This window comes from Bdellovibrionales bacterium, assembly GCA_018266295.1.
In the GTDB taxonomy this organism is placed as follows: Bacteria; Bdellovibrionota; Bdellovibrionia; order Bdellovibrionales; family Bdellovibrionaceae; genus JACMRP01.
The window spans coordinates 19,772-41,916 of sequence record JAFEAQ010000015.1 but is presented as its reverse complement, the minus strand read 5'-3'; the positions used below and the strand labels follow the sequence as shown (position 1 = coordinate 41,916).

The window sequence follows — 22,145 nt, the reverse complement described above, 5'->3', positions numbered from 1 at the left end:
ATACTTGCATATCAATGCAAATGCGGGTCCACCTCTGTAGAACGTGTTTTCACATGGTTAAGGCTGATGCAGCTGTCTATATCTTTGAACACGTCTATGACATCTACGAGAGTTGAGACAACGAGAGACGAGGACAAATGCCCTGAACACGTCTCAGCCTGAGAATAGCTGTTTCTGTTTAATTATGATGAATATAGCGGACGTCGGCGTCGAGATCTTTGAAATCATCCCCTTGAGGAAGCATCGTCGATACACGTCCTGAAAGCTCCATCAGCTTCTGCCCGTCTTCGGTGTACCAAAGATTTAACGGATCCACCAAAGCCGCGATAACAAAACTGCTTGGCTTCATACGAAGCTGAATCAGCTTCTGTGAGCCCTTCAGAGTTTCGCCCACTTTAAAGATTTTAAAACCCACGGTCTCAAGACGAAACCAAACGGCAAAGCGCACTTCAACCTCTTTACCACCGGCAAAATCAGCCCAATGATTTGAAACGTAAAGATTGAAATTTGCCGGAGTCAAAAAAGGTTTCTTTAATTTTTCTTCGGCAGTCTTTTTCTTGCCGTCTTTTTCATAGGTAAAAAACACCCTGTCGCCCTGAACTTCGATATGCCCCTTTTCCCTGATCTGCCTTTGATCAACATCAAATGAAATCAGCTCATCCCCTTTGACGACACCTTTTTCTTCAACCGTCGGCTGACCTTTCAGGTCTTTATAAATGGCCGTGGTTTTAGTCAGACCCTCGGCCCTATCGACTTTAATATCAAGATCAAACAGCTTTTTCCCAAAGTTGGTTTTCTGTTCATAGCCCTCACCAGTGACGGTTTCTGCACGCGCAAAGCTCACACAAACGACAAATGTCATAAGCAGGGCTAAAAACTTCATTACATCGCCTCTGGCGCTTCGATATTTAAAATCTTCAAACCTTGAATTAAAATTCTTTCCGTCGCCGCAACCAAAGCAATACGTGAGGACTCCACTTCCGGCGCCTCACCGATGATACGGCACTTGTGATAGAAGTGACTGAAGCTACCGCACACTTCCAGCAAATACTGCGCAAGAATATTCGGTCGATACTGTTTGTAAGCGCCCGTAAGAATATCTTCAAACTGCAAAAGCTGGAACACGAGCTTGCGCTCTTCTTCTTGAGCTAGCTCCATGCTTGATACTTTTGGCGCCGCTTTTCCGTATTTGCGCAAAATACTCTTACAACGAACCACCGTATACTGCACGTAAGGACCGCTATCACCTTCAACACTCAAAATACGATCCCAGTCGAATTCAACGTTTTTCACGCGGTCATTCACTAAGTCATTAAAGATCACAGCACCCAAAGCCACTTGTCTCGCGACGGTCTCTTTATTTTCTAAAGTCGGATTCTTCTCTTCGATCATTTTTTGCACAAGTTCAATAGCCTGTGTGATAACGTCTTCAAAAAGCACCACGCGGCCCGCTCGAGTCGACATCTTACCTTCTTTAAAACGATAAAGACCGAAAGAGATATGGTGACAAGTCTTCGCCCATTCAAACCCCATCATCTCAAGCACTTTGAAAACTTGGCGGAAGTGCAGCGTCTGATCCTGACCCACAACATAAAGCAACTCATCAGCCTTCTGCACATCATGACGGTAAATCGCCGTTGCAAGATCACGGGTGGCATAAATAGAAGCCCCGTCGCTCTTTTTAATAATACAAGGAGGCATGTTCTCTTTTTCATCAAAGAATACAACCTGCGCGCCTTCACTTTCTTTCAATAGGCCTTTTTGTTTTAGAAGATGGACCACATTATCCATCTTGTCAGTGTAGAAGGACTCACCCAAGACAGCATCATGCTTCACCTTCAGCATGCCATTTAAAAGACGATCATAATCTTTGAGTGAAAACTCTACGATCATCTGCCAAATCTTTTTAATTTCGGCATCGCCGCCCTCAAGACGCTTAAAGGTCGCCGCCGCTTCCGCCTCCAGGCCTGGATTCTTCTCAGCCTCATCGTGGAAACGCACGTACATTTTCACCATGTCGTCCATGGGATTTGCGAAGGTGTATTCTTTGCCCCATTTTTGGTAAGCCCACGCGAGCTTTCCAAACTGACTGCCCCAATCGCCCAAGTGATTGACACCGATGACTTTGTAGCCTTGTGATTCAGCGAGATTGCGAATCGCTTGCCCAACCATCGCGGCACGCAAGTGCCCCACATGCATTGGCTTTGCCACATTCGGCGAAGCATAGTCGATGACCACGGTTTTGTTTTTGCCGTTGTCCGAATAGCCAACGTGAGTCTGCGAAAGGCTTGTAAAAAGAACTTCCTGCAAATAAGAATTTTTAAAAGTAAAATTGAGGAAACCGCCCACCGCCTGGACTTTTTCCAAAAAAGGAACATTTCCACCTTGAATCTTCTCTTGAATTTTCGCCGCTAAATCATTTGCGATCTGTGGAGGCGCGACACGAAGTGTTTTCGCCAGTGCAAATACAGGAAAAGCAATATGGCCGTGCTCAAATTGCTTCGGCTTTTCAAGTGTTTTTTGCAGGTCTTCCACCGGAAGTTGCGTCAAGGGGCTTAATAGGTTTGCGATCTGGGTTTTAGCGGTTTGAATCATGCCAAAAAACTACCAAAATTCCGCGTCAATTCCAATGTAAATCCGGTGACATGAATCGGTATTTTGAGTATCTATGAGCCCCTATGAATAAGGCACAACTCGTAGAAAAAGTAGCGGAACTGACCCACACCACCAAACAGCAATCTGAGCAGATTCTCGATGCCACACTGGAAGTAATCCAAAAAGCGGTTTCAAAAGGTGACGAGGTGAAACTCGTTGGTTTTGGCAGCTTTTCACGCACGACTCGCAAAGCCCGTTCAGGACGTAATCCAAAGACCGGCGCTTCCGTGCAAATTCCCGGCGGCCGCGTGCCACGCTTCAAGCCAGGTAAAGAATTTAAAGATCAAGTGAAGTAGGTTTCGCTGCAAACTCCGCGCGGTCTTTAATGTGCACCCAGCCTGAAAGACCGCTGCGCCAAACGTAGTCCTCGATACTGACAGTTCCCGCTTGCAGCATCTCATTCACCTGAACAATGGAGTAAGGTCCCTGCTGAATTCCGTCAGGATTTTCTTGGTTGAACATCAATAGAATCCACTCTTTTTCTTCAGGATTCGCCGATTTGAAATAGTTCTTTTGAAACGCCGGAAAAAGATCCCGCGGAAAATCACGCCACTCGACAGCCATCTGCCATTGCATCTCACCATCTTTGCAAATCAAATCCCCAGGGCCGATCTCCCCACGCATGATTTTCTTCTTCATCTCTTCAAAATTGAGCGGACCCTGTGGCTTGAGATTTTTATTGTAATACCAAGAACTCACATCTTCTCCTTTTTGCTGCGGAACGGGGCCGGCAAGGATTCCACGATTTCCATCATCTCATAGTAGGCCACATTAAAGTTCTCTTGTTTCATCGACTTTTTCAAAAACGCCATAACTGTCTGCCTCGACAACAAGCCCTTGCGATACGCTCCATAAAGTCGCTCGCCGATCATGCCGCCCAAAAGACTCGCCGCCACTTGATAACTGCGTTTTTTCTTCGGCTGCACCACACTCCGTGCCTGAGGTCTTCCAGAAATCACCATCAGCTCATGCATCTTTTGCGACAGGGCCAGCATCAACGGCTCTTTTTCGGTTCCCGTGGCGCTTCGCGAAGCAACGGCCGTTCTTAGATCCATCACCGTATCCGTTTTGCGCTTATGATTGATGATTTTAGAGCCAAAGTATGCAAGCCCCTCAATCCAAATAAGCCTTAAAAAATCCTTCGGCATTTCAAAAAAGCTTTCGCTCGTATGACTGATCTTCGCATGAACATATTTCGCGGCAAGAGTGGCTGCGTGATTCACCGTCGGACGCGCAAGGTAACCGACACCCAAGCCCGGAAGGTAAAATGAATTTCCATCTTCGATCAAAGTTTCAATCCATTTAAGATCTCGCGGCCCGAACTTTTCTTGCAACCGGTCCCAAAGCTGATGATCCTGAGCGGTATAGACCGACAGATCATCACACGAAACTTCTTCACCGAGCTCCTCGGAAATAATTTTTACGTAATTGCCGACATGGTCCGTGTAATCAACACTCTCTTCTTCATCTTCAAGCCCCGGATCGTAAGTGTGTTCCAGGTACATCAGATAGTTCTGCCACTTCACCCACGGGGGAACATTGAGAAGGCAAAAAGCATCGTGCGAAAGCTCGACAATATCGACACTGCTTTCAAGCTCCTTCTCGAGAATTTGGAAATAGATTTTTTCCGCGTTCTGGAACAAGCGGAAGATTTTTTTCTTAAAAGCCGGGCCTTCGAGTTTCAAAACTTCTTTCGGCAAATGATCTTTCGCAAGATGCAAATCGCCATAAATCGCAAAGACGATGGCTTCCGGATGTTTTTTTAAAATGCCATGAAGTTTTTGAGCCGCAAAGACATCGCGCGATTTCAGGCTCGCCGCTGTTCGCTTTTTCACGCTGCGATTCAGGCCGTACACCGGGATCTTCTTCACCTGCGCCCAGCGAATCATGGAGCGATAATGATCCCAGGGAAAGCCCCATTTCTTTGCCCACTCGATGGCCTTCAGGAATTCTCGTTCCGACATTTTCCCGGCCATATATTTATCGATCAGAGGCTGATCCTCCGCTTCAAAACACTCCAGACAAAGAACGATCGGCCGCGCGGTCAAAAAATTCTTGAGCACGCGCCAATGGGTTTTTTGCGATTGAGAAAGAGCGTGGAAGTCGCCCATGAGAACCAAACGAGAAAGCTGAAGCCGGCGATACAGTTCATCCCGGGTAGAACTTCGCCATTGACGGTTAAATTCTTTATTGTAGTCTTTACGATAGTTGGTGAGCTCTTTGTCTTCGCCGCCGAGGCGGATTTGAACCTGCGCCTCCATTTGACGATACAGCTCCTTGCGGATGTGTATCCATTTTTGCAAATCTACTTTTTTTCGCAACCCTACTGACGTCCCTGTCAACATGACTCTCCAACGCGTGAGTTTATTTTTGCATAAAAGCCATTGATTTCAAGCAGGATTGTGGGGTCTAATCGAAAACATGAAAAATACAGCTCAAAAAAAGATTCTGGTTCTTCTTGCACTTCTCTTTACAGTCACCGCTATCGGTGTTCACCTTTATCTGAATAAGCACCACATTGACCTCAAACTCGGGATCGCTAGCGCTGACAGCGTTTGTAATGTGAATGAAAAACTCAACTGTGATGCTGCCGCCTCAAGTCCCTTTGCTGAACTTTTCGGAATCCCGATGGCAATGCTCGGAGCATTTACAAATGGCCTCCTGCTGATCTTTATTCTTTTGAGCCGCTACAACCTCACCTCGAACTCAGACCGCACAGAACGTTACACTTTCTATATCTCGAGCTTTATTTTTCTTGTTTCTGTTATCATGGGCGGGATTTCATTCTTTATCGTTCACGTAGGCTGCCCATTCTGTATAGCAACCTATGTACTTTCAATTTTGAACTGGATTGTCCTCTTTGTGGCATATCGCCCCGACATGAGCCGCCTTCCGGATGATGTGCGCGATTTATTCACAACTGAAAAATGGGTCTTGGGTCTTGCGATTGCGGTTCCAGTTCTATCTTTGATTGTAAATAACATGACATTGGACAGCTATGGCTACCAAGAGATTAAGCGTGTCAGCGAGTCCAGCTTAACAACATGGCAAAGCGCTCCTGAGCAAAGCTTTGATCAAAACGGTCTTACTTTCCAAATTGGCAACGACAACGCAAAAGTAACCATCGTCGAGTTTGCAGATTTCTTGTGCTCTCACTGTAAAGCGGCTTACCCGGCTTTGCATAACTTCACCAAAACACATCCAGATGTGAAGTTGGTATTTAAAAACTTCCCCCTTGATGGCGTCTGCAACACGGCCGTTCAACACAAAGGCGACGGCAAACGTTGCGAATTGGCCTACGCGACTCTCTGCATTGAAAAGCTCAACAACAAGGGTTGGGATGCTCATCACTATATCTTTGATAATCAAGAAAGTATTTTCTCAAAGCCAATGGCTGACGTGACCGCAGATATCTGCAAAGCGACGGGGGCTGACTGCGAACAGGTTAAGACCTGCATGAATTCTGAAGAAGTTCATGAAGCCGTGAAAAAGATGGCATCTGAGGGCGAAAAAGCTCAGATTAGCGGAACACCTTCGATTTTCCTCAATGGCAAAAACTTGCCTGGCGGACAATTTCCAGCAGTTCTTGAGAACACTTACAGAACTATTGAAAAGTAATTCTTAAATAAAACCTTTAAGGCTCAGCACTTTAAGCGGAGCTTTAAAGGTTTACAAAATGAAGCAACCACTCCGTTGCTTTCGTGACCGCATCGTCGATAACGATGAAGCTTGTTTTCGCAAGTCCATTTGAGATTTCCAAAAAGAAACCCAAAGCAGCCACCGAAACGACTGCATACCATGTCGCTCGGACAACATAGATTGTTGAGCGCGCGTCAGCTACGCGAAGGTCTGTTTGATTTTTCTCAATCTTTTTAAGCGAATACTGCAGTTCTCTTAAGTGTTCTTTAAACTTTTCACGAAGCTCTTGCTGCTTTGCTCGAGTTAAAGAAGAGATCCCCGGAAAACTGCGTTTTGCTTTAATAGCATAGATCAAGTCGACGCTATGATTTACGAATCTCTGAATACGACTTCGGAAGTCGGGGTAGTCTGAGGGTTGATCAATGAACTCTTTAAGCTCTTCGATCGCGCCATCGTATCGCTCATCCAGAACCATTGTCAGCACACGATAGCGAAGCGAATCGGGCTCACCTAAATCGGTGCTACCAATCCCCGTATCACTAAACAGCTTTGCTTCTTCTTTTTGCTTATCTTCGTGCAGTACAATTGCCATGTCCTACTTTTCGGCAGGTTTTTCAAGACCTTAAGCACCCCTTCTAAAGTCCTGAGAATTGCTAGATCTGAGTCCAGTTAAAGCCTGCGACCAGCCTAAAGTTTTGACAGTTTCTTCGCGATTTTGAGAAACTAAACTAAGGACCGCCTGGATCTCATGGAGGAGTTTCTATGGACTTTGAGTCTTTTCAAAATATTAAGTTACAGAATTTAGGTTTCGAGGAAGAGGCCGTAAATTCAAAACCAGTTGCCGTTCAGCGTGGCGTGGAAAATATCCCACTCCCCGATGAAATGCCGGCCACTTTCAACTACGCTCACTTACCCAAGGAAATCCTCAAATCTTCCAGTGTTGAAAGCCTGATCTCGCAGAATGAAGATCTTGCGACTCGCCTCAAGGTGGCTCTACGCCGCTTAGCTTTGCTTGAAAATGAAAACCAGAAACTGAGCGATGAGGCTCAGCGCGCCCGCCTGTCCCAAACAGCGGTGGCCGACCAAGTGTTGATCTATAAAGAAAAAGACAACATGTGGAAGCAAAAACTTCAACAGGCCGAAAAACAAAAAGAAGTGCAAACCGAGAAGGCCCTTGCGCTTCACGCTCGCGTGGAGAAACTTTCTGCCGAGTGCGACCGCTATCACAAGTATCACGACCGCATCAAAACTCAGGTGAAACCTTACATTCATCAGCTGAAGGAATACTCTCGCGATCTCGAGAATAAGAACCAATCTCTTTCTCAAGAGCGCACCCGCCAAGAGGCTCAATTGAGCGATTTGCGCTTTCAGATCATGGAAGTGACAAAGATGTCTCGTCAACAAATCGAGATCCACGAGAAAAAATCCCAAGAGATGGTTCATTTCTACGAGGCTCAAATCGAAAGCCAGAAAAATGAACTTCAAAACTTGGAACTCATGAACCAAGAGCTTGAAATCAAAGCTGTAAAGCTCAATAAAGCCCTTGAGAAGCAAGATGAGCTTGAAAACCAGGTCGTTGAGCTCCTGCGCTCTAAAGAAGAAATGAAAGCACGTCTTGAGCAAGAAGTGCTTCGCCTGCAAGATAAGTCTAACGAACTTCATCGCAGCAATAAGCGCCTAGAAATTGAGCACGGCGACCTGCAAGAACTGGCCTTGAGCAACGAGACGCAAATCAAGACTTTGCAAAAAGAAAAGCAAGATCTGACCGAGCAATTGGACAGCCTGCGCTATATGTGGAATGCAAAAGTTGAAGAAACAGAAAAACTCAAAACAGCCATTCAGTCCCTTGAGAGACTGAATGTTGATTTGAGTCAGAAAGTTAATGAGCTGAGATCTCAGCAGAACAATTCTTAGGCAATAGTTAAAGACGCAGGAGCTTGAAAGCTCAGTAGAGCTCCTGCCATATTTTCACAGATATCCAAATCATTCACTCCGCCAAACGACAGAAGGCGATGAAAATCCGGCTTCAAATCTGAAACCTTCGCCGTGAAATGCTTGCTCTGATTGAATTCACGGATGACTTGAAAAAAACTTTGAATCCCCGTCGAGCCAACGAAATTCAAATCCCTCATACAGAAAACCACTTTTTTACCTTTTAGACTTTGTAAACATGCAGTTCTGAATGCAGGTGTTTTTTCGATATTCAAACGACCACTGAGTGCAACGACGGTGACGTCGCCTTCTTGATAGAACTTCGCTTCCATGAAAGATCCCTTCGAGAGCAATGTGCTTATTTTTCGGCGCATTTTCGCATTTGTTATAGAGGGCGATAGACTAGAAATAACCTCGACAAGCGTCCTTTTGCCCCCTATCATTTGGCTTGGACTTAGAGCCTGGCAGGACTCCAGGACACGTCCTTAGAAATAAACAGCTAGCTAAAACGGATTTGGCAGACAACAAAGTGCGAACAACGACGACGGCACAATGGTATTTCGGGCTTCTTTTGCTCTTAGGGATTCTTGTCCCGGGCGTCGTGCGTGCACAGGCCTCCGCAAAAGTTCAGGGCGTGCTTTTGAATGCCGAAAGCATGTTTCGTGACAGCGAAAACGAAACCATGGAGCTCGAAGGCAATGTGCAAATCGTTTTCCAAAATCAACACATCAAGGCCGACAAAGCCAAAGTAAATTTTCGCACGCGCCAAGCGCAGCTCAATGGTCATGTTGAGATTGCATCGACCAAAACAACTGTCGGCGGAAGTGCGGCCACTCTCGATTACGAAAACAACACCGGCATCGTTTACGACGGCTTCGTACAATCAGGCCCCGTGGTTTTCTCAGGCTCCATTTTGCAGAAGGTCAACGAAGACGAGTATTATGTTTCAAACGCAGACTACACCACATGTACGAACTGCCCACCGACCTGGGGTTTTTCCGGCAGCAACATCCGCGCAGAACTTGGCGGCTACGCCTATATTAAAAACTCGATTCTGAAAATCTATTCCGTCCCAGTACTGTGGCTCCCGTACCTGATCGTGCCACTGAAAAGTGACCGTCAGTCGGGTCTTCTTACTCCCCGTTTCTTAAAGGACGATGCCGGCGGTTTCGCTTTCTCAGAAAGCTATTTCTGGGCTCTGTCGCGCGATAGAGACGCTACACTTGCTCTGACGAACTACGAAAAACGCGGACTCCAAGTCGCCGGAGAGTATCGCTACATGCTGAACGAAAACTCCTATGGTCAGCTTAAGCTGGCGGGCCTCGTCGATCGCGTTTTTAGAAATGATCCACGCGTTTTAGCCTTCGAACCTGAAGGCTCTAAAGGTAAAGACATTCCGCGCTGGTATACAAAGTACGAACACTATTACGACATGCCGGGCGGATATATTCAGCGCGCGCAAATCAATCTCGCCAGTGACCTGCAGTATCCAAAAGACTTTCCCGAGGAAACCGGCGATTTTGGTTTTCCAGGTAAAGACTTTCCTGAGCAAAGCACGGCGACGTTTGGCAACCCCGCGATGGACAACCGGGTATCGCTCACAAAAAACACATTTGCGAACCATCTCAGCGTTGATGCTTCATATTACGTAAACATGCTGCAATCAGATCCGCTGGCCTCAAACGCCAATGCCGTTCATCGCATGCCTGAAATCCGTTTTGCTCAAACACAGCAAAAAATCGCAAACTCACAGTTTTTGTATTCTTATAATATCGACTACACGAATTTTGCACGCGCTGGACAGGGCTTCGACAATATGACTCTGAACAACGGAGTCCGCTATGCGACAAATACTTGCAACGATCCAAAACGCTATGACACGGACCCGGCCTGTAACCCTATTGCCGACGGTGCATTTGATCCGGCAACAGATCTTTTGCGTACGGGCCAGCGTTGGGATTTAACGGGCACGATTAGCCGCCCCATCTTGATTGGCGACTACTTGGATGTCTTACCTTCACTTTCTTATCGCGAGACCGATTATCAATTTAACGCCGGCGAGGATCGCAGCAACGTGCGCCGCTATGTTCGCGCAAGTTTAGGAGTAAAGACCTCCATCAACCGCGTCTTTACAACAGGTGAAGGACCCAAGTCCGACAAATACAAACACGAAATTATTCCTGAGGTGGTAGCTACGGCCATTCCTTGGCTCTACCATCCAAGCCACCCTTTCTTCGGAACAGATTCGGATCCAGATCCAACTTACTATTACACGGACTATCTTTCTGACAATGACGTGAGTGGCACTCACGGAGTGCAATTCGACTATAATGACCGCGTTTATGATCGTGGGCTTGTGACGTTTGCACTGAGTAATAAACTCGTACAGAAAACTTGGTTTGGCGATTCACCTCAATATTTGCAGCTCGCCAATTTAAAAATTTATCAATCGTACGATACCTATCAGGCAAATTTAAGAAATCCCACTCGCACTCCGTGGTCTGATCTGAATGCAATTTTGGATATGCGTTTTAAACAGTTCCAAACGTATACAACACTCACTTACCTGCAAGATCTTTCTGTTACGAACATCAACTCGCGTGTGCGCCTGACGAATGAATTCGGCCAGTTCTTCCAAGTTCAGTGGATTAAAACCTACCAGCGCCCGCAACAGGGCCAAGTGGTCGATCTCGAAAAATCCCGTGTCGAAGATTATACTTTCGGCGCTGGCTTCCAATCGGGGTACTTAAACTTGATGGGAAAAATTGTTTACAATGCTAACTGGGCCAATACTGCGAATGAAAAGAAAATCACCGCATGGGCCTATGTCGCACAGTTAAAGCCACCAGGTGATTGTTGGTCCATTAACTTCACCCAATACTTACCAACTGATGGCAATACGAAACTTTACGTCGACTTTGCCTTCAACTTCGACGGAACTCCGAAACCAGCTCTTCCTCCGGAAGAACTCGACAGATACGGCTTCTAGAAGTTTTCAATTATTAAAACTTCACCGGTTTTATCGACGAATGCCAGCGCGATTTGCACGGGTTTTCTGGTTTTACTTTGGACAAACAAGAATGCCCGCTTAAGGCGCTCTTTCTGCCGGCGCGAAACACGCACGTCGAGAAAATCAAAATGACTGAGGCTTTTAACTTCAAAGATCCAAACTTCTCCGCGCGGGCTTTCAGCAAGAATATCAATTTCCGCATAGGTCGTGCGCCAGCGAGTTTTCAAAATTTTTAGATTTTTACTTCGAAGAAACTGAATCACGCGCTCTTCCGCCCGAAGACCGCGCGCGTGAGCTTTACAAAGAGAGGTGCTCTTTAACGCCTGAGAAGGATTTGCGGTGCCATTTGCAGGGACCGTGCTCGGCGATTGATTTTTTGTGAACGGCCGTTGAATAGCCTTTGTGCGCTTCAAATCCATATTGTGGGAATGTTGTGCCCAAGTTCTTCATCAATTCATCCCGCGTCACTTTCGCAACGATGGAAGCCGCTGAAATCAGCGCCACACGCAAATCGCCTTTCACGACGGTTGTTTGCTGAAACGCTTTCGCCATATTCGGGATCTTTTGATTGCCATCAATCAAGAGATGTCCCTTCGCAAAGCCAAGCGCTTCCACAGCCCGCTTCATCGCCAGCAACGAAGCTTGAAGAATATTGAGCTCATCAATTTCCTCAACCGTTGCAAAGCCGATACCGACATGGTGATGCTTTTGAATTTCGATAGAGAGTTCTGTCCGACGTTTTTCGGACAAGAGTTTCGAATCAGTCACTAAATCAGAAAGATAATCTGAATTAAAAGAAACGGCGGACGCGTAAACCGGGCCCGCCAAACAACCTCTGCCGACTTCATCGACTCCGATGATTTTGAAATCGGAGTCGTCCGTACAGAAGCTTCGCCAATCAATTGGCTCGAATGATTTCATCAACTACTCAGCAGCAACTGACTCTTTAGTTGCAATTTCAGAAGTGATCTTAGCCGCTTTACCGTCAAGGTCACGGAGGTAGTACAACTTAGAGCGACGTACTTGACCGTGAGCAACAGTCTCAACGCGATCGATAGCAGGGCTAACGAACGGGAAAGTTCTCTCAACGCCCACACCCGCAGAAATTTTGCGAACTGTGAATGATTTAGCAACGCCGTTACCTTGAATTTTAGTAACGATGCCTTTGTAGAGCTGAACGCGTTCTTTTTCCCCTTCTTTTACTTTTACATACACGTTAACTGTATCGCCAGATTTGAACGTGTTGATGTTTTTGTTAGCAGCACGTTGAGTTACGCGGCGAACGAGGTTCGTCTCTTTAACGTCTTTTTTAGCAGTGGTTTTTTTTGCAGCTTTAGCCATTTTTTTCCCCATGGATATAAAAGTAAAGGAAGTTGTTACCATGACCCCATGATGCGGTCAAGACAGATACTTACGGCAGATCGAACTGATAAGTGACGAAAATCATCCGGCGGAGCCCCTTTGATCGGCTCGAGGATCGCCGAGCAGCCTTTCATGAACTCTTCGGTGAGCCCATAACCGGTCCCAAATAGCAGAAAACACGGCCTTTTTTCGTCATGCATCCGCTCGCGTATCCCCCGGAAACTCAAGGTCTCAACCCCCTCAATAGGGCGCGCGTGGGTGGCCACAGTCATGGCCTCAGGAACCCCCCAATCGAGGAAGGCTTTTTCGAAGCTTTCGGCAGTTTTTACTCGCTCCAAGGCACGCTTGCGAGATGGGTTGAACTTCGCTCCCTGACCGGTTCTCCAGTGATCTAACACCCGCTCGACAAACATCAGCTGTTCCTGCATCGGATGTATCAGGTAATAATTTTCTACCTGATACATACGCGCAGCACGCGCAATGTCATGAATATCAAAATTTGTGATATTGGTCGCAACGATTTTCTTTTCTTTATCTTCAATTGGATAGTGAACAAGGCCAATTGCCAGCCTCGGCACATATGGTTTCTCAGCCATGGAAATCCCCTTCGCTCAGCTTATGGAGCCCTAATAGCTCGCGCTCTTCCACACTCATGGAGTTCCAAAGGCGAAAGGCCGCCGTGAGCTGCTTTTGATCTTCAGCTTTATCAATCAGATCCGGGCGTTTTTGCAAAGTCACCAAAAAGGAAACCAGCTCTTTCCACTCATTGATTTTCTTATGATTTCCGCCAACAAGAACCTCCGGCACGCCTTGCCCTTGATACTCGCGGGGACGGGTGAAATTTGGATGTTCTAAAAGACCTTCAGCAAAGCTGTCCTTGTCGGCTGAATCTTTGTGACCAAGCACCCCTGGTACAAAACGCGAAACCGCGTCCATCAGCACACATGCAGCCAGCTCTCCGCCGGAAATGACATAATCACCGGTTGAGATTTCTTCGTCGACGAATTTATTAATCACACGTTGATCAATACCGCCATAGCGGCCACAGAGAAGGATCAATCCCTGGCCCTGTGAAAGCTCTTGAGCCTTATCGTGTGTCAGAGGCTTTCCTTGAGGCGATAAGTAGACGACCTTCGCTTCAGGCTGCTGAGCTTTGGCGGCAGCAATAGACTTTTCCAGAGGCTCTGGCAGCATAATCATGCCGTCGCCGCCACCGAAAGGACGATCGTCCACGGTGCGATGAAGGTCCGTGGTAAAATCACGTGGATTGATACATGAGAGAGAGAGCAACGAGGTCTTCACTGCTTGCGAGAAAACCCCCACTGACATCGCAGCGGAGATCATTTCGGGAAAGACTGTGATGACCTGAAACCGAAAAGCCATTAGATGTTCTCGATATCTAAAAGGCCTTCAGGCAAATCCATCACCACGGTTTTATGTTTGAAATCAATTTTTTTAATGAACGCTTCTACAAATGGAACCTCGGCCTTACCTTTTGCAGTTTCAACTACAAGCAAATCCTGAGCGCCGTTTGAAGAGAAGCCTTTGATAGGGCCGATGTTTTCCTGAGCCACGTTTTTCACCATGAAATCCATGATCTCATTGAGGAAGATCGTCTCGCCCGGTTTAGAGACGAAAATATCAGCTGGGATATAGAACTCGTGTCCCTTGACAGCTTCAGCCGCATTTCTATCGGCCATCGTTGCCGGCTTTAGAATGAGGCCTTGCTTAAATGGCTTCATTTTCTCAACATCGAAAGTGACAGCCTCACCGGTTTTTGGTGAACGCAGTTCGAAGGTCTTAAGCTTTTTTGCCCAAGGCACTTCGCCAGAGAAAATAAGGACGTAGAGTTCACCTCTGAGTCCATGCGCATCTTTTACTTTTCCAACTAATTTCATTTCCATAAGCGAATCCAATGTATAAAGAGCGTATGCCACGTAGCCGGTGTGCTCGCAATCTGTGAGCACAATTTTCGAAATCTTTTTAAAATAAAAAAGGGGCCTTAAGCCCCTTTTTAACTTTGAAACCTTGTTGCAGAAACTAGATGCTACTCAACGATATCAAGGTGGTAACGTTTGTTCAGCTTAGTGCCCGCTGCGCGAATGATTGTTCTCATTGCAGCTGCAGTCTTACCTTGCTTACCGATAACTTTACCCAGATCTTCTTTATCAACTTTCAAAGCCAATAAAGTTGTTTGTTGTCCAGGGATCTCGTCGACTTCTACGTGCTCTGGTTTATCAACCAAAGATTTCGCCATAAATTCAACGAGGTCTTTAAGATTTTCCATGAGTTCCTCCACATCATGTGTCCGCAATAACATTCCAAGGCCCCATAATAGGACCTGGTTATTTTTTTAAATTACTTTGCTGTTTGAGCAAGCTTAACCACGTGTTTTACGCGGTCTGAAGGCTGAGCGCCTTTTTTAACCCACTCATTGTACTTTTCCATGTCGATTTTGACTTTTTGGTCAGCACCTTGTGGTGTTGGGATGTAAGTACCGATAACTTCGAGGTGCTTACCAGTCACATAACGGCGAGAATCTGCCACTGTGATACGGTATTTAGGGGTGTGTTTTGCACCAGTACGAGCCAAACGAATAACAACTGCCATGTAATCCTCTTTATCAACTTTTTTTAAACAGCTAAATATTTAGCAAACATTTATAAAAAAAACAATTAACAAGTCGACTGGTCTACCTTTTTTATAAAAAGAGATCAAGCCTTAAAATGGGAACTTCATTCCTCCGCCTCGACCCATTCCCATTTTCATGAGCCCGCTCATCATTTTCTTTGCGTCTTCAAACTGCTTAATCAGCTTATTGACGTCTTGAACTTGCGTTCCGCTACCGCTCGCAATTCGTTGGCGACGCGAAGCATTTAATATCTTGTGGTTTTTTCGCTCTTGAGGGGTCATCGAACGAATGATGGCCTCAAGTTTTTTAATTTCCTGATCTGGTGGAGTCATGTTCTTAAGCTGCTTCGAAAGCTCGCCCATGCCCGGTAAAAATTTCAGCAAGCTCTCCATACCACCGAGCTTTTTCAATTGCTGAATCTGCGCGAGGAAATCTTCGAGATCGAATTCGTTCTTCGCCATTTTGCGAGCGCTTTCACGCGCGGACTTTTCATCGATCACTTCCTGTGCTTTTTCGACCAGGGACAAAACGTCACCCATGTCCAAAATTCTCGAAGCCAAACGATCTGGATGGAACACTTCGAGTGCTGCCACTTTTTCACCCACACCGAGGAATTTAATCGGAATCCCGGTGACTTCACGAATACTGAGAGCCGCCCCCCCACGGGCATCCCCGTCCACTTTCGTGAGAACAAGACCTGTCAGCCCCAAGCGTTGATGGAAACCTTCGGCCACATTGACTGACTGTTGCCCGAGCATCGCATCGGCCACGAGCAAGACTTCTTGCGGAGACCAGATGCTTTTTAAGTTCTGCAACTCCGTCATTAATTGATCGTCGATTTGCAAACGACCGGCCGTATCCACAATCACCACGTCGACCATATTATCGCGCGCCCATTTTTTAGACTGCTCGAGAATTTCTTCCGGCTTTTGACCAGCCTGAGTCGGGAAACAGGGAATATTGTTCGCTTTCGCGAGCGTCTGCAATTGCTCAATCGCCGCCGGACGATAGATGTCCGCTGGCACAAGACCCGGCTTTTTGCCGAGCTTCTGGCGCACGTAGAGGCTTAATTTTGCAGAGGTCGTCGTTTTACCGGCCCCTTGAAGACCGACGAGGAAGATCACACTTGGATTTTCACGGACATTCACGTCCACGGCGCCACCGCCAAGAACATTGACGAGTTCGTCGTGAACAATTTTAACAAACTGCTGTCCAGGATTCACATTTGTGAGAACCTCCTGGCCGAGGGCTTTGGCTTTTACTTTATCAATAAAGGACTTCACCACTTTGAAGTTCACGTCGGCCTCAAGCAAGCTCAGGCGGATTTCTTTGATCGCCTCTTCGATGTTGCTCTCGGAGATTTTATTTTGGCCGCGGACCTTTTTCAGGCTCGTCATAATTTTATCTGACAGATTCTCGAACATTTTTTCCTCTAGTTAGGACTCATCCCTATTCATCAAATTTATATTACCATCTTTGGAAGGAGCCTTTACGAAGTGCCAATAAAGAAACTCCGTAAAACACCACAAAGCCAATGAGACTCAATATCACCGAGAGGGTGATATCCACGTCACTCACCCCAAGAACGCCGTAACGAAGGCCGTTAATGAGGTATAAAAGCGGATTGAGTTTCGCAACCACTTGCCAAAATGGATGGAGGCTCTCGACAGAGATAAAAACCCCACCCAAATAGGTTAATGGTAAAAGCACAAAAGCACTGAATGCACTTAATTGGTCAAAGCTGTTGGCCCAGAAAGCCACGGCGATCCCAATCATTCCAAAAATCAAGCCACCTATGATGACGAAATAAATCAACGCCAACGGATGAAGAATAGTGAGAACCTCATGCTGCTGGAAGTAGTAAAACACCGCTCCCACCAAATACGTCACAAGCGCCACGAGACCGCCACGAACAACCCCACCCAGACTCATCGCCCAGATGATTTGTTGGTTGGTGATCGGAGCTACGCGAATATCCTCAAGATCGCCTGAGAATTTTGAGGAGACGATTGATGACGACGAATTTTGAAAAGCATTGTTCATCAGACCCATCATCATAAGACCTGGAATCAAAAACGCCAGATACGGAACACCGCCATGAACCTGAACCTGAGACCCCAAGGACACGCCAAACACAAGCAAGTACAAGAAGGAGCTCACAAAAGGAGTCACAACCGTTTGTACGACGACTTTCATAAAGCGCTTAATTTCGCGCGTGAAAAGAGTGATAAAACCTGTGGCCATCATGAGTGAACCTCCTTGGGCTTAACACTTTTTTCCGGCGTTTTAAGAACACGCAGGAAGGCCTGCTCAAGACTGCCCTCTTTGATTTCGATATCGCTGATCATAGAGCTTTCCACATGGAGGTCCGTGAGCACTTTGCCGACGTTCGACCCTGACGGCACCAAAAGTCTGTAAGTGTTCTCATTTTTCTCAAGGAGCATTTCTTTTGGCACAGTGATGTCGCGATTGAGAGTCAGGATCATTTCACGCTGAGTGAAGTCTTTGATGATTCCTTTCGTTGGTCCCATCGTTTCGACTTTACCACGGTTGATAATACCCACGCGATCGCAAAGCATTTCAGCTTCTTCTAGATAGTGAGTCGTGAGTAAAATGCTCATTCCTTCTTTTTTAAGTTCACGAACAAAATCCCACAATGTTTCACGGAGGCTGATATCTACGCCGGCCGTCGGTTCGTCCAAAAGTAATAATTTTGGATTATGCACAAGGGCCTTTGCAATCATCAATCGGCGCTTCATACCGCCTGAGAGTTGCTTTACTTTTTTACGGCGATGTTCAAAGAGATTTAATTTGTGCAATAAGAAATGAATACGCTCGGTGTTTTTATGAAAGCCGTAGTAACCCGATTGAAATTCGAGAATCTCTTCAACATCAAAGTATCCGGAATTGATCACTTCTTGATGAACAACACCGATTTGGCGTTTTGTGAACATCGGATTTTCACCAACGTCTTCACCGAAGACCTTGGCAGATCCCGAAGTCGGTTTCTCGAGTGTTGTGACAATTGAAATAATCGTCGTCTTGCCGGCGCCATTGGGACCGAGCAATCCGAAAATTTCTGAGGGCCGAACTTCGAAGCTGACGTCGCGGACAGCTTCCACTGCGAAACTTCCGGTTCCATAGGATTTCTTGAGGTTTTGTATTTCCAGTGGGTTTGACATAATTAGCGTGCTCGGCTGATAGAGGTTGCAAATTCTACTTTTGGATTTTCACGTTGAGCCCAGTTTAGATCCCACTCTTGATTCAGCAAAATCACCGGTTGCTCGATCATGTCGCGATAGATTGTAAATCCACCATTCAGTTGATCCACGGACTTTCCGTCGACACGCGGCCAACGAGCCACCGTGAACGGCAAGCGGTTCAATTTCACTTCAAGGTTGTATTCGTCTTGCAGGCGATGGATCAGAACTTCAAACTGGAGTTCACCGACCGCACCCACGATAGGATCCTGCGGACCGAACACCGGATCGTAGAAGAGCTGGATCGCACCTTCTTCTGACAAGTGTTTGAGGGCCTCTTGCATCTTCTGGCGTTTTAAAGCGTCGCGCACGGAAAGCTTACCGAAAAGCTCCGGTGCGAATTTTGGAATGTCTTCGAAGCGGACCTTGCCACTGGCTGAAACGCAGTCGCCGATGGCGAAATTGCCGGTATCACCAACGCCGACGATATCCCCGGCGTAGGCATCTTCGATGGTTTCTTTGTCAGCAGCAACGAATTGGCTCGCGTAAGACAAACGCAGTTCACGTTCTAAACGCGAGTGCTGCACTTTCATGCCGCGGTCGAATTTTCCTGAGCAAATGCGGATAAAGGCAATACGGTCACGGTGACGACGGTCCATGTTGGCTTGGATCTTAAATACGAAACCTGTGAAGTTCGCATCGCAAGGATCCATCATTTTGTCGTCTTTGGTTTTGCGCGGCTGCGGGCCCGGCGCGTATTGAGTAAAGAAATTAAGGAACGTATCCACGCCGAAGTTCTGTTTTGCAGACCCAAACGTCACCGGCGAAATTTCGCCGCTCAGGAAGGCCTGAACGTCAAACGGCGGAAGAGCCCCTTCGATAAGCTCGAGCTCTCCGATCACTTGGTCCGCGGATTCTTTATCGAGGTAGTCGTACAAGATCGCATCGTCTTTACCTGGCTCAAAAGGAATGATTTTGTAATCTTCCACTTCTTCACGGCGCTGATCGTAGACCCAGATTTCTTTGGTCAAGCGATTGTAGATACCACGGAAGCGCTGACCGATGCCGAGTGGCCAAGTCACTGGGTAGCATTGCATGTTGAGGGTTTTTTCAACTTCATCAATCAGCGTGAGCGGATCTTTCCCCTCGCGATCAAGTTTGTTCACGAACGTGAAAATCGGAATATGGCGAAGGCGGCAAACTTCGTAAAGTTTTTTAGTTCGCTCCTCAACGCCCTTGGCAACGTCAATCAGCATGCAGGCAGACTCAACGGCCATCAAAACGCGGTAAGTATCTTCAGAGAAATCTTTATGCCCCGGAGTATCGAGAAGGTTTACGCGCAGTTGATTGTAATCAAACGTCATCACAGATGATGTGATCGAGATCCCTTTTTGTCTTTCAAGTTCCATCCAGTCGGACGTCACGGCTTTGGAGCCCTGCTTGCCTTTCACCTCGCCCGTTTCATGGATCACGCCACCGTGATAGAGAAGCTTCTCAGTCAGCGTGGTTTTTCCGGCATCGGGATGCGAGATGATCGCAAAAGTGCGACGTCTTTGGATTTCTTTTTGAACAACGGGAGTTGCGAGCATGTTTATCCTTAAAATTTTAAAGCGAAAAAGCCGTTATAAATGATCGGAATTATTGGGACAAGCGAATTACCCTGCAGAGGGGTTTTTCGACTCAATGTTGTGGCGCATAAAATCTCAGATCTTATATGGTGAAATACATCTGGCTTCCTCCTCTCCTTGGCGGGTTAATGAAGAGTGATTTTCTATTCCCGAGGAGGTTTTATGTTGTTTATTCCATTCTTAAAACTGGCCCCCGAGCAAGAAGGCGGACGCGTCACTGTGCCCGGCTTTACCGCACCTGTCGCTGGCGGTGCTTCCGAGAATGAAAGTGATGAAGCCGACATCTTGGCCGACCAGGATCTGACCGAAAAACTGAGTCAGGCTGATGATGAAAACATGGGTGCCAAATCAGAATCATTAGATATGCTCGAAGATGATGAACCCAATGATTTCCTTGAAGGCGAAATCGATGTGAAAGAGCAAATGGACCGCGCTGCGGATGCCATGGATGCCTCGATCCGCGGATTGCAAAATCAGGGTTATGAAGACAGTCCGCGCAGTGAACTGGGGGCGGCCTTCCGCAACACTCCGGGTGGCATTGAAGAAGTGGAAATGAAAACAGACCAGGATTTGGCTCTGCACCATCATATGCCACGGGCTCACAAGCGTCCTGCACACAAACACCCTGGTCATCGCGGCGAAAAGCGCTGAGAATTTTTAAAGCTGACTGGAAAGTTTTTTTGAGAAGAAAATCGCGAGTTTTCGGGGTGTCTTGCGGCCTATATCAATACCCTAACTTTTCTCTCTGGAAATGTCAAAAAAAACCCGATTTTTCGGCACTTTATTTTTCACTTTCAAAAAAGTGTTAGGTGCCGAAGCTACTCCCACCTCACAATGGCAAAACATCAAAGGGGTGAGGATGAAATACAAAATTCTTGTGCAGATTTTGGAAAAGCCAAACTTAGTCGAAGCGGTGCAAACTCTCGACGGAAAAACCTTTCGTAAAATTATTCAACACGTGGGTCTTGAAGATTCCGCCGATCTCGTAAGTCTTGCAAGCACCACTCAGCTGCAAGAGGTCTTCGATGAAGATCTTTGGAAGAACCTCGCCCCCGGTGAGGAGGAGAAATTTAACGACGAACGTTTTTCAGTCTGGCTTGAGGTCCTGATGGAAGTCGGCTCAAAGTTCGCCGCACAGAAAATGGCCGAAATGGATGAAGACTTCGTTTCACTCGGCCTTTCAAAACTTATTTTCGTTCTTGATAATGATGAAATCGCCGACGAAGCCCGCCGGCATGAAGACGAGGACTCTTTGGGAATTTTCGAAAAGATTCTCGATGGGACTCTTTCGCAAGAACTGAACTCTTACTTGATTGTCGCTCGCCGCAACAAGGGCTGGGACGCGGTCATGAGTTTACTGACAGCGCTGGATGATCTTCACCCGGCTGTCCTCGAGAGAATCCTCAAACGCTGCTACTACGCTTCGATGGATTTGATTAATGACAATGGCGGCCTCATGACAGTTCTGAGTGAAGGCGACATGCTTGAGAGTGATGCTTCCGGTGATCGTGAAGAGCGCCGCGAGCAAGAAGGGTATGTCGCGCCTTCTTCAGCAAAAGCCTTCCTCCGTTTGATTGAACAGACGCCGCTGGATAAGCTCCTTACCGAAGAGCCCGACCATATCACTAAGATGTACTTCCGGAGTTTTAAAGGAACTCCGCTGAAACCCGTGAGCACCGGCAATCAAGAGCTTCTGGCCCTGCTGAAAGCTCAAGGGGTCGTCAAGGACCAAGCACCGAAGCTTTTAGGTTCGGGAGCTTCAGGTCTTCCGATCCGGCAGTGGCTGCGGGAGCTCTTGGTGAAAGATCCGGCGGCGCATGCTCAGCGGCTCTTAGAACTAAATTACCTTGCGAACATTGTGCTCGCGGGGCTCAGTAATGGCCGTGCTCGCTATCGGCCTGTGGAAGCCATGGATGAGGCTCTGAAGATTTGTAATGAGGGTCTCGTTGAACTCCAGAAGCGCGAAGGTTTTAATGAGGATCTAAGCCTCGTTGTCTTGTTTAAGTTTGGCTGGAAAATGTACAAGCAAAAGGAATGACGAGTTGACGGCGGGCCGTGGACTCGCCTATAAAAGCTTCATAAATTTC

At 46.9% G+C, this 22,145-nt stretch carries 23 protein-coding genes and 1 pseudogene; 6 read left to right on the top strand and 18 right to left on the bottom strand.

Annotation, left to right across the window (positions count from 1 at the left end; translation table 11 throughout):
- Positions 1-178: 178 nt before the first annotated feature.
- Complete coding sequence (locus JSU04_16155) at positions 179-883, bottom strand: hypothetical protein (protein ID MBS1971845.1); 705 nt, start codon at positions 881-883, stop codon at positions 179-181.
- Positions 883-2,595 (bottom strand): arginine--tRNA ligase, encoded by a 1,713-nt coding sequence (gene argS / locus JSU04_16150; GenBank protein ID MBS1971844.1) that lies wholly within the window; start codon positions 2,593-2,595, stop codon positions 883-885. Before argS ends, JSU04_16155 begins: the two co-directional genes overlap by 1 nt.
- Before the next feature lie 83 nt (positions 2,596-2,678).
- Here argS and JSU04_16145 point away from each other — a divergent pair, with 83 nt between their 5' ends.
- Positions 2,679-2,951 (top strand): HU family DNA-binding protein, encoded by a 273-nt coding sequence (locus JSU04_16145; protein ID MBS1971843.1) that lies wholly within the window; start codon positions 2,679-2,681, stop codon positions 2,949-2,951.
- Here JSU04_16145 and JSU04_16140 read toward each other — a convergent pair.
- Together JSU04_16140 and JSU04_16135 are read right to left on the bottom strand one after the other, a co-directional pair.
- A complete protein-coding gene (locus JSU04_16140) occupies positions 2,932-3,354 on the bottom strand; it encodes a DUF4339 domain-containing protein (GenBank protein MBS1971842.1) in 423 nt (140 codons plus the stop codon). The genes JSU04_16145 and JSU04_16140 overlap by 20 nt on opposite strands.
- Positions 3,351-4,916: a ChaN family lipoprotein gene (locus JSU04_16135; protein MBS1971841.1), complete on the bottom strand. Its 1,566-nt coding sequence runs from the start codon at positions 4,914-4,916 to the stop codon at positions 3,351-3,353. Before JSU04_16135 ends, JSU04_16140 begins: the two co-directional genes overlap by 4 nt.
- A 160-nt stretch (positions 4,917-5,076) precedes the next feature.
- On the opposite strand from JSU04_16135, the gene JSU04_16130 reads away from it, so the two are divergent.
- Positions 5,077-6,273, top strand: a complete 1,197-nt coding sequence (locus tag JSU04_16130; protein ID MBS1971840.1) for a thioredoxin domain-containing protein — start codon at positions 5,077-5,079, stop codon at positions 6,271-6,273.
- 43 nt (positions 6,274-6,316) lie between these two features.
- Here the strand turns inward: JSU04_16130 and JSU04_16125 are convergent.
- Positions 6,317-6,814 (bottom strand): annotated as a pseudogene (locus JSU04_16125) (hypothetical protein).
- 242 nt (positions 6,815-7,056) lie between these two features.
- On the opposite strand from JSU04_16125, the gene JSU04_16120 reads away from it, so the two are divergent.
- Positions 7,057-8,208 carry a hypothetical protein gene (locus tag JSU04_16120; GenBank protein MBS1971839.1) on the top strand — a complete coding sequence of 384 codons (1,152 nt, stop codon included), beginning with the start codon at positions 7,057-7,059 and terminating at the stop codon, positions 8,206-8,208.
- Here JSU04_16120 and JSU04_16115 read toward each other — a convergent pair.
- Complete coding sequence (locus JSU04_16115; protein ID MBS1971838.1) at positions 8,205-8,558, bottom strand: STAS domain-containing protein; 354 nt, start codon at positions 8,556-8,558, stop codon at positions 8,205-8,207. The two genes, JSU04_16120 and JSU04_16115, sit on opposite strands and share 4 nt — an antisense overlap.
- A gap of 197 nt (positions 8,559-8,755) precedes the next feature.
- Here JSU04_16115 and JSU04_16110 point away from each other — a divergent pair, with 197 nt between their 5' ends.
- Positions 8,756-11,215 carry an LPS-assembly protein LptD gene (locus JSU04_16110; protein MBS1971837.1) on the top strand — a complete coding sequence of 820 codons (2,460 nt, stop codon included), beginning with the start codon at positions 8,756-8,758 and terminating at the stop codon, positions 11,213-11,215.
- Here JSU04_16110 and JSU04_16105 read toward each other — a convergent pair.
- The 12 genes from JSU04_16105 to JSU04_16050 form a co-directional block, all read right to left on the bottom strand.
- The gene (locus tag JSU04_16105) at positions 11,212-11,499 is read right to left on the bottom strand and encodes a YraN family protein (protein MBS1971836.1); all 288 of its coding nucleotides are present in this window, start codon (positions 11,497-11,499) and stop codon (positions 11,212-11,214) included. The genes JSU04_16110 and JSU04_16105 overlap by 4 nt on opposite strands.
- A 34-nt stretch (positions 11,500-11,533) precedes the next feature.
- On the bottom strand, positions 11,534-12,157 hold the full coding sequence (locus tag JSU04_16100) for a ribonuclease HII (protein ID MBS1971835.1): 624 nt from the start codon (positions 12,155-12,157) through the stop codon (positions 11,534-11,536).
- A gap of 3 nt (positions 12,158-12,160) precedes the next feature.
- Entirely contained in the window at positions 12,161-12,577 is a 417-nt protein-coding gene (gene rplS, locus JSU04_16095; GenBank protein MBS1971834.1) for a 50S ribosomal protein L19, read from the bottom strand.
- Positions 12,578-12,612: 35 nt separating this feature from the next.
- Positions 12,613-13,194 carry an RNA methyltransferase gene (locus tag JSU04_16090; GenBank protein MBS1971833.1) on the bottom strand — a complete coding sequence of 194 codons (582 nt, stop codon included), beginning with the start codon at positions 13,192-13,194 and terminating at the stop codon, positions 12,613-12,615.
- Positions 13,187-13,981 (bottom strand): tRNA (guanosine(37)-N1)-methyltransferase TrmD, encoded by a 795-nt coding sequence (gene trmD / locus JSU04_16085; protein ID MBS1971832.1) that lies wholly within the window; start codon positions 13,979-13,981, stop codon positions 13,187-13,189. The genes JSU04_16090 and trmD overlap by 8 nt, the downstream gene beginning before the upstream one ends.
- On the bottom strand, positions 13,981-14,496 hold the full coding sequence (rimM, locus tag JSU04_16080; GenBank protein MBS1971831.1) for a 16S rRNA processing protein RimM: 516 nt from the start codon (positions 14,494-14,496) through the stop codon (positions 13,981-13,983). Before rimM ends, trmD begins: the two co-directional genes overlap by 1 nt.
- 149 nt (positions 14,497-14,645) lie before the next feature.
- Positions 14,646-14,885, bottom strand: coding sequence for a KH domain-containing protein (locus tag JSU04_16075; GenBank protein MBS1971830.1), 240 nt, complete (start codon positions 14,883-14,885; stop codon positions 14,646-14,648).
- Positions 14,886-14,956: 71 nt separating this feature from the next.
- Positions 14,957-15,208 (bottom strand): 30S ribosomal protein S16, encoded by a 252-nt coding sequence (rpsP, locus tag JSU04_16070; GenBank protein ID MBS1971829.1) that lies wholly within the window; start codon positions 15,206-15,208, stop codon positions 14,957-14,959.
- A gap of 111 nt (positions 15,209-15,319) precedes the next feature.
- Positions 15,320-16,654, bottom strand: coding sequence for a signal recognition particle protein (gene ffh / locus JSU04_16065; protein ID MBS1971828.1), 1,335 nt, complete (start codon positions 16,652-16,654; stop codon positions 15,320-15,322).
- A gap of 43 nt (positions 16,655-16,697) precedes the next feature.
- Positions 16,698-17,474: an ABC transporter permease gene (locus tag JSU04_16060; GenBank protein MBS1971827.1), complete on the bottom strand. Its 777-nt coding sequence runs from the start codon at positions 17,472-17,474 to the stop codon at positions 16,698-16,700.
- Positions 17,474-18,412 (bottom strand): ABC transporter ATP-binding protein, encoded by a 939-nt coding sequence (locus tag JSU04_16055; protein MBS1971826.1) that lies wholly within the window; start codon positions 18,410-18,412, stop codon positions 17,474-17,476. The genes JSU04_16060 and JSU04_16055 overlap by 1 nt, the downstream gene beginning before the upstream one ends.
- Positions 18,413-18,414: 2 nt before the next feature.
- Positions 18,415-20,019, bottom strand: a complete 1,605-nt coding sequence (locus JSU04_16050; protein ID MBS1971825.1) for a peptide chain release factor 3 — start codon at positions 20,017-20,019, stop codon at positions 18,415-18,417.
- 201 nt (positions 20,020-20,220) lie between these two features.
- Between JSU04_16050 and JSU04_16045 the strand changes: the two genes are divergently transcribed.
- A complete protein-coding gene (locus JSU04_16045) occupies positions 20,221-20,709 on the top strand; it encodes a hypothetical protein (GenBank protein ID MBS1971824.1) in 489 nt (162 codons plus the stop codon).
- A gap of 208 nt (positions 20,710-20,917) precedes the next feature.
- Positions 20,918-22,096 carry a hypothetical protein gene (locus JSU04_16040; protein ID MBS1971823.1) on the top strand — a complete coding sequence of 393 codons (1,179 nt, stop codon included), beginning with the start codon at positions 20,918-20,920 and terminating at the stop codon, positions 22,094-22,096.
- Positions 22,097-22,145: the final 49 nt, after the last annotated feature.